This is a genomic window from Longimicrobiales bacterium (genome assembly GCA_035764935.1).
Taxonomy (GTDB): Bacteria; Gemmatimonadota; Gemmatimonadetes; order Longimicrobiales; family RSA9; genus DASTYK01.
Window position 1 is genome coordinate 22,393 of the sequence record DASTYK010000078.1, and the last position, 6,799, is coordinate 29,191.

The 6,799-nt window shown below is 68.6% G+C and carries 7 protein-coding genes; all 7 read right to left on the bottom strand.

The window, feature by feature from the left end:
- Window positions 1–20 precede the first annotated feature (20 nt).
- Entirely contained in the window at window positions 21–1,052 is a 1,032-nt protein-coding gene (locus VFU06_06445; GenBank protein HEU5209034.1) for an NAD(P)/FAD-dependent oxidoreductase, read from the bottom strand.
- A 97-nt stretch (window positions 1,053–1,149) separates the two neighbouring features.
- Window positions 1,150–2,412, bottom strand: a complete 1,263-nt coding sequence (locus VFU06_06450; protein ID HEU5209035.1) for an AI-2E family transporter — start codon at window positions 2,410–2,412, stop codon at window positions 1,150–1,152.
- Between the two features lie 23 nt (window positions 2,413–2,435).
- Window positions 2,436–2,921 carry an NUDIX hydrolase gene (locus VFU06_06455; protein ID HEU5209036.1) on the bottom strand — a complete coding sequence of 162 codons (486 nt, stop codon included), beginning with the start codon at window positions 2,919–2,921 and terminating at the stop codon, window positions 2,436–2,438.
- Complete coding sequence (locus tag VFU06_06460) at window positions 2,914–3,888, bottom strand: aspartate-semialdehyde dehydrogenase (GenBank protein ID HEU5209037.1); 975 nt, start codon at window positions 3,886–3,888, stop codon at window positions 2,914–2,916. The genes VFU06_06455 and VFU06_06460 overlap by 8 nt, the downstream gene beginning before the upstream one ends.
- A complete protein-coding gene (locus tag VFU06_06465; protein HEU5209038.1) occupies window positions 3,885–5,129 on the bottom strand; it encodes an aspartate kinase in 1,245 nt (414 codons plus the stop codon). The genes VFU06_06460 and VFU06_06465 overlap by 4 nt, the downstream gene beginning before the upstream one ends.
- Complete coding sequence (locus tag VFU06_06470; protein ID HEU5209039.1) at window positions 5,130–6,119, bottom strand: MlaD family protein; 990 nt, start codon at window positions 6,117–6,119, stop codon at window positions 5,130–5,132.
- Window positions 6,116–6,799: ATP-binding cassette domain-containing protein (locus VFU06_06475; GenBank protein ID HEU5209040.1), on the bottom strand; the 684-nt coding region annotated here is incomplete at its 5' end. The genes VFU06_06475 and VFU06_06470, both read right to left, overlap by 4 nt.

A 6,799-nucleotide genomic window follows, 5' to 3' on the forward strand; every position in this document is an offset into this window, starting at 1 on the left:
TTCGTGCCATTTTGCGACGATCAGCCCGCTGCCGCTTCCGCCTCCTCGCGCTCCTTGAAAACCTTCAGGTTCGTGGAATGGCCCGGGTTGTACCGTGCCTTCGGGTCGATCTCGTGCACCGCGTGATTGACGGCCATTGCCGCCTCGCTGAAGCCGGTTGCGATCAGCTCCAGCTTGCCCTCGTACGTGCAGATGTCTCCGGCCGCATACACCCGCGGCAGGCTGGTCTCGAGCCGCTGGTTCACCCGGATCGAGTTCTTCTCGATCTCGAGCCCCCACGACGCGATGGGACCGAGATCCGGCTTGAAGCCGATCAGTGACAGGACGGCGTCGACCTCGAAGGTTTCTTCCTCGTCCGTGCGGTTGTCGAAGATGGTCACGGCGTGGACGCAGTCGTCGCCGTGGATCGCGCGCACCTCGCGGTACGTCAGCAGCTCGACCTCGCCGCTGGCGACGCACTCCTGCAGCTGACGCATCGACTGCGCATGGGCGCGGAAGCCCTCACGTCGATGGATCAGGATCAGCCGGCTCGCGCGCCCGCGCAGGTTGAGCACCCAGTCGACCGCGCTGTCGCCGCCACCGACGATGAGCACGCGCTTGCCCTCGTAATGCGCGGGGTCCTTGACATGGTATGCGACGCCGCGGCCGAGCAGCTGGTCATAGCCGGCACACTCGAGCACGCGCGGCGAGAATGCACCCTTGCCGCCCGCAATGAGGACCGCCTTCGTCGGGTACGACTCCCGGTCCGTGCGGACGATGTAGCCGTCGCCATCGGGCTGCAGCTCGAGCACCTGCTCCTCGAGGCGGACGTCCGCGCCGAACTGCAGCCCCTGGTCGATCAGCTGCACGGCGAGGTCACGCGCCAGGATGCGTGCAATGCCGCCGACGTCGTAGATGTATTTCTCCGGGTACAGCGCCATCAGCTGGCCGCCCAGCTCGGGCAGCGAATCGATGATGCGTGCGCTCGCCCCGCGCATGCCCGCATAGAACGCTGCGAACAGCCCGGTCGGGCCGCCCCCGATGATCGTGATGTCGCGTGCTTCCGCGCTCATTCCTGCTTCTGCTGCTCCTTCCCTGTGCCGGATCGGCGCGGACGTTAGCCGGGCGGTGCCGGCGGGCGCAACCCGCCGGCGTGGCCACGGCGCCGGGTTACAGCTCCGTCTCGATCTCGGTGTCGTTGTAGAGTGCCGACGCCCGGTAGCGCTCCAGCGCGCGCAACAGCGACAGCTTGATGAACACGGCCGCCGGCATGGCCAGCAGGATCCCCACGAACCCGAAGAAGTAGCCGCCCACCGAGAGCGCGAGCATCACCCAGACGGGATGCAGGCCGACCGACGAGCCCGTGATGCGGGGTCCGGTGATGGAGCCGTCGATGAACTGGATGATGGCGAATACGATGCCCGCCTTCAGCAGCGAGCCGAGGAAGCTGCCACTGAAGAGGGCGATGATGACGACCGGGATGACGGACGCAACCAGTCCGAGGTAGGGGACCAGGTTGAACACGCCCGCGATCGCGCCCACCAGGCCGGACAGCGGGAAGCCGACGATCAGCAGGCCGAGCCACGTGAGCACGCCGACGATCGAGGCGGCAAGGACCTGCCCGCGCAGGAAGCGCGACAGCAGCGAGTCGTACTCGCTGAGGAACGACACGATGCTCTCGCGGCGCGACGCGGGCAGCAGCTCCGTCGCGCGCTCACGCGCGCGGTCGAAATCGAGCAGCAGGTAGACGAGCACGACGGGCGTGACGACCAGGTATCCCACGACGGTCACGACGATGCCGACGCCGCGACCGAGCGTGTTCCAGCCGCTGCTCAGCAGCTCGTCCTGTCGCTCGCGGACGAATGCCGCGATGCGCTCGCCGTCGATGTCGCGCATGCGACTGGCCAGCGTTTCCTCGGCAAGGAACGGCACGTTCATGCGCTGCACGGTTGCGATCACGCCCTGCCACCAGCGCTCCAGGCGCTCGACGGCGACCGGCAGGTTGTCGATCAGCGCATCCAGCTGATCGGCGAGGGCGGGGATCCCGAAGATCAGTGCACCTGCGATGAGCGCGAGGACCGGCAGCAGCAGGATCGCGACCGCCGCCCCCCGGGGCACGCGGCGTCGCTCCAGCGCGTCGACGACGGGATCAAGGATATAGGCGAGGATGAACGCCAGGATGAAGGGGGCAAGCAGCGAGCCGAGCGTCGACAGGAACCAGAGGGCGATCAGCACCGTGGCGGCCACCGCGAGCAGGCGGTGGCGGCGCGTACCCGCGTACGGCAGCAGCAGCGTCAGCAGCAGCAGGTACAGCACGAACGGAACGAGGAGCCCGCGCACGGAGAACAGGAAGAAACCGCCGACCAGCAGCACGATCGCGGTGTACAGCGTCCGCACCTCAGCAGCGGTCTGACCCAAACCGTCGCGCATCATCGCACCACCTGTTGCAAGGAGACTCAGCTTGCCTGTTGCGGAAGCTCACCCAGGTGCATGCCGGCCGTGCGCAGCACCTCGCGCGCGTTCGCGTAGCTTACTATGCGCAGTGCATCCTCGATCCTGCGCCACGTGCATGCGGTGATGCCCTCGTCGTGCTGCGGCACGGGCTCGCCTCCGGCCGACTCCAGCAGGAAGAAGTGACAGAACTTGTGGATCAGCGTGCCGCGGTCGCGAAAGTACCAGTCGATCGTCGGAAGCTGCGTTACGACCTCGAGCGTGACGAGACCGGTCTCTTCCGCCACCTCGCGCAGCGCCGCCTCCTCCGGCGACTCACCGCCTTCGATGTGCCCCTTCGGCAGGCCCCAGTTCCGGTACGGATCGCGGATCAGCAGGAAGCGCGGCTCGCCCTGGAACCAGCGGAATACGACGCCGCCCGAGCTGGTCTCGATGCGCGCCGTGCGCGTGCTGCCGGACCGCCCGCTGCGGCGCGCACCGCGCTCAGGCATCGATCACCGCCTGCGCGATCTGCACGGCGTTGGTTGCCGCTCCCTTGCGCAGGTTGTCCGCAACGATCCACAGGTGCAGCGCATTCTCCAGGTCCGGATCCAGGCGGAGGTGGCCGACAAGGATGGAGTCACGACCGGCCACGTCGCGCGGCAGCGGATCGCTCGCCTCGTCGCACACGATGATGCCGGGCATGCGCGCGAGTGCGGCGCGTGCGTCGTCGCGGCTGATCGAACGGCTCAGCTCCACTGTTGCCGAGATGGCGTGACCGACCTCGACCGGCACCCGCACGCAGGTCGCGGCGACCGGCAGCTCGGGCAGGTCCAGGATGCGGCGCGTCTCCATGCGGATCTTCCGCTCCTCCTCGTTCCAGCCATCCTCGCCGCGGGGGCCGATCCACGGGATGACGTTGCCATCGATCGGCGCGACGAACGGGCTCTCTACCCGCTCACCGCTCCGCTCGCCGCGCAGGGCCGCGATCCCGGCTTCCCCTGCACCGGAAACGGACTGGAACGTCGTTGCGACGACCCGGCGCAGCCGGACCCGGCGCCGGATGGCCTCCAGCACGACGACCAGCTGGATGGTCGCGCAGTTCGGGTTCGCGATGATGCCCCTGGGTCGCTGCGCTGCGGCGGCAGCATTGATCTCCGGTACGACGAGGGGCACCTCCGGGTCGGTGCGCCAGGCACTGGAGTTGTCGATCACCACGGCGCCCGCCTCCGCGGCCACGGGCGCCCACTCACGACTGCGCTCCGCGCCGGCGGAGAAGAGCGCAATCGCGCAGCCCGCGAACGCGTCGGCCGCCGGCTCGCGCACCGGCCATTCCCGACCGCGAAAGCACACGGACGCACCGGCAGAACGCGCGGACGCCAGCGGCACCAGCTCGTCGACCGGCACGTCCCGCTCCTCCAGCACCTTCAGCATGGTACGACCGACGGCGCCTGTCGCGCCGAGCACAGCCACCTTCATTGCGACTCCGTGCCGAGACCAAACGCACGGTGCAACAACTGCAAGGTCCGATCCTCGTCGGCGGTGCGCACGAGGAAGGTGATCGAGATCGAGGACGTCGAGAGCGCGAGCACGTCCACACCGGCTTCGACGAGCACCTGGAACGCCCGCGCGTACACGCCGGGCGTGCCGTGCATGCCGCTGCCGACCAGGGCGACGCGGCTCAGGCCCGTTTCCGTCTCGAGCTGCTCCCCGCCCTGCTCCTCCAGCAGTGCATGGCAGATCCCGCGCGCCTCGTCGAGCTGGTCGCCCTCGTCCACCGTCACCTGGATCTGCCGCCGACCGTCGGGCCGGTCGAAGAAGTTGACGAGGTCCACGCTGATGCCGCGCGCCGCCAGGCGGTTCAGCAGTGTTGCCACCACGTTCATTCCCGCGGGCACCCCACGCAGTGTGATCCGTGCATTGCCGCGCTCGCTGGCCAGGCCGGTCAGCGCGAGCTCCTCCATCACGTGGGACCTCCGGGTGATCAGTGTTCCATGGTAGCCGGGGTCGTCGCGGAACGAGCTGCGGACCCGGATCGGCACGTCGTAGCGCGCACCGATCTCGACGGCGCGCGGGTGCATGACCTGTGCGCCCGCCGTGGTGAGCTCGATCGCTTCCTGGTAGTCGATCTGCTCGATCAGCCGTGCATCGGGGATCCGGCGCGGATCAGCGCTGTAGATGCCGTCGACGTCCGTGAAGATCTCGCAGCGGCCGGCACCGAGCGCCGCGGCCAGGGCCACTGCGGTCGTGTCCGAGCCGCCGCGCCCCAGTGTGGTGACCTCGCGCGTGCGGCTCACGCCCTGGAATCCCGCGACGATCACGACCCTGCCCTGCGCGATCTCCTCGCGCACCCGGGTCCCTCGCACCTCCGCGATGCGCGCCACCGTGTGCGCCTCGTCGGTGATGATCGCCGCCTGTGAGCCGGTCAGGCTGACCGCATCGCAGCCGCAGTCGCGGATCGCCATCGCGACGAGGGACATGGCAATCCGCTCGCCGGCCGTGAGCAGCATGTCGAACTCGCGCGGATGCCGCCGCCGCGCGTTGCCGGTCACCTGCTCGGCCAGCGCGGCCAGGTCGTCCGTCGTGTCGCCCATGGCGGAGACCACCACGACGACGTCGTTGCCCGCCTGCTTTTCCCGCGCGACGCGCTGCGCGACGCGGCGGATCCGTTCCGGCGTGCCGACCGACGTGCCACCGTACTTCTGGACGACCAGCGCCACCTAGAAGACGCGCAGGTTGATGTACTTGCGCGGATTGCGCTGCAGGTCCTCGAGCAGTGCCTGCAGCTCCGAGTTCGCTTCCACCAGGGAGAGGTACAGTGTCGAGTCCTGCATCAGCAGTCCGAGCGTGCCGCGCCCCTCCTGCATCCCGTCGGCGAGGGAGCTCACCGCGACCAGCGTCGTATCGAGCCGGGCAGCCACGCGCTCGAACTCCCCCGACATGCGCAGCAGCTCCGCCGTCAGCGAGTCCGTGTTGGCCGTTGTCCCTTCGACATTGCCGACGATCGCTTCCAGCCGCCCGCCGCCGATCGCACCCTCCACCTCGGCGAACGTGCGCTGCACCGTCGCCGCCGCAACGCCGAGCGTCTCGGAGGTCTGGCGCAGGTTCGACGCGACGTCTTCGATCGCGGTCTTCTGGCTCGCCATCATCGCATTGAGCTGCTCGCTCGCGACCTGGACGTTTTCCACCACCCGGCGGATGTTGAGCGCGGTCTCCTCCGTGAACGCGATCTCGAACCGATCGCTCAGGGTGCGCAGGTTCTGCGCGATCTCATCGCCGACCGCGGTGAGCTGCGACATGTCGGGCAGCGAGTAGCCGGGCAGCACGTCGGCGGTCGGCGACTCGAGGTACTCGTACTGCGGGTACGTGGCACGGGGCAGGATCTGCGCCTGCCAGTCGCCGAAGAACGACTCCGCCGAGAGCACGACGACGGGGTCCTCCGGCAGCCGCACGCCCTCCGCGATCGTCATCGTGATGAGCACGGCCTGTCCGTCGGGCTCCAGCTCGACGGACTCCACACGCCCGATCGGGACGCCCCGCAGCTTCACGTCGTTGCCCTTCATCACCGCGCCGATGGTGCGGAACCGCGCCCGGATCTCCTGCTCCTCGGCGCCCAGCACCGTGCCGCGCAGGAAGATCGTGCCGAAGATGATGAGCAGGATGCCGGCCAGAATGACTGCGCCGACCAGGACATCGTTGCGTCGTCTCACGCGCCTGCCTCCTGGGCCAGCTCCGGCCTGCCCTCGATGAATCCCTTCACGACCGGGTCTTCCGTCGCCCGGATCTCCTCCGGCGTGCCCGTCTGCCGGATGCTGCCCCTGTGCAGCATGGCAACACGGTCGCCGATCCGGTACGCGCTCGTCATGTCGTGCGTCACGACAATGCTCGTCACACCCAGCTCCTCGTTCATGCGCAGCACGAGCCGGTCGATCACCGTGGTCGTGACCGGGTCCAGCCCGGTCGTCGGCTCGTCGTAGAGCAGGTACTTCGGCCGGGTCGCGATCGCGCGTGCGAGCCCCACCCTCTTGCGCTGCCCGCCTGACACCTGCGCGGGCAGACGGTCCTCGAAGCCCGCCATCTCGACGCGCTCCAGTGACTCGCGTACACGCTCCTCGATCTCGTCCTCCGGCATGTCGGCGCGCCGCAGTCCCATCGCAACGTTGTCGTACACGGTCATGGAGTCGAACAGCGCGGCGAACTGGAAGACGTAGCCGATGTTTCGCCGGAGCGTGTGCAGCGCGTCCAGCTCCAGGGTCGCGACATTCTGTCCATCGACGGTGATCGTGCCCGCATCGATCTCCAGCAGCCGCACGATCGACTTCAGCATCACCGACTTGCCCGAGCCCGACGCGCCGATGATCACCAGTGTTTCGCCATCCTCGACCGCCAG

Excerpts from the sequence above, each read along its gene's own strand:
- VFU06_06445 (HEU5209034.1), bottom strand. The coding sequence starts at position 1,052 with ATGAGCGCGGAAGCACGCGACATCACGATCATCGGGGGCGGCCCGACC.
- VFU06_06450 (HEU5209035.1), bottom strand. The coding sequence starts at position 2,412 with ATGATGCGCGACGGTTTGGGTCAGACCGCTGCTGAGGTGCGGACGCTG.
- VFU06_06455 (HEU5209036.1), bottom strand. The coding sequence starts at position 2,921 with ATGCCTGAGCGCGGTGCGCGCCGCAGCGGGCGGTCCGGCAGCACGCGC.
- VFU06_06460 (HEU5209037.1), bottom strand. The coding sequence starts at position 3,888 with ATGAAGGTGGCTGTGCTCGGCGCGACAGGCGCCGTCGGTCGTACCATG.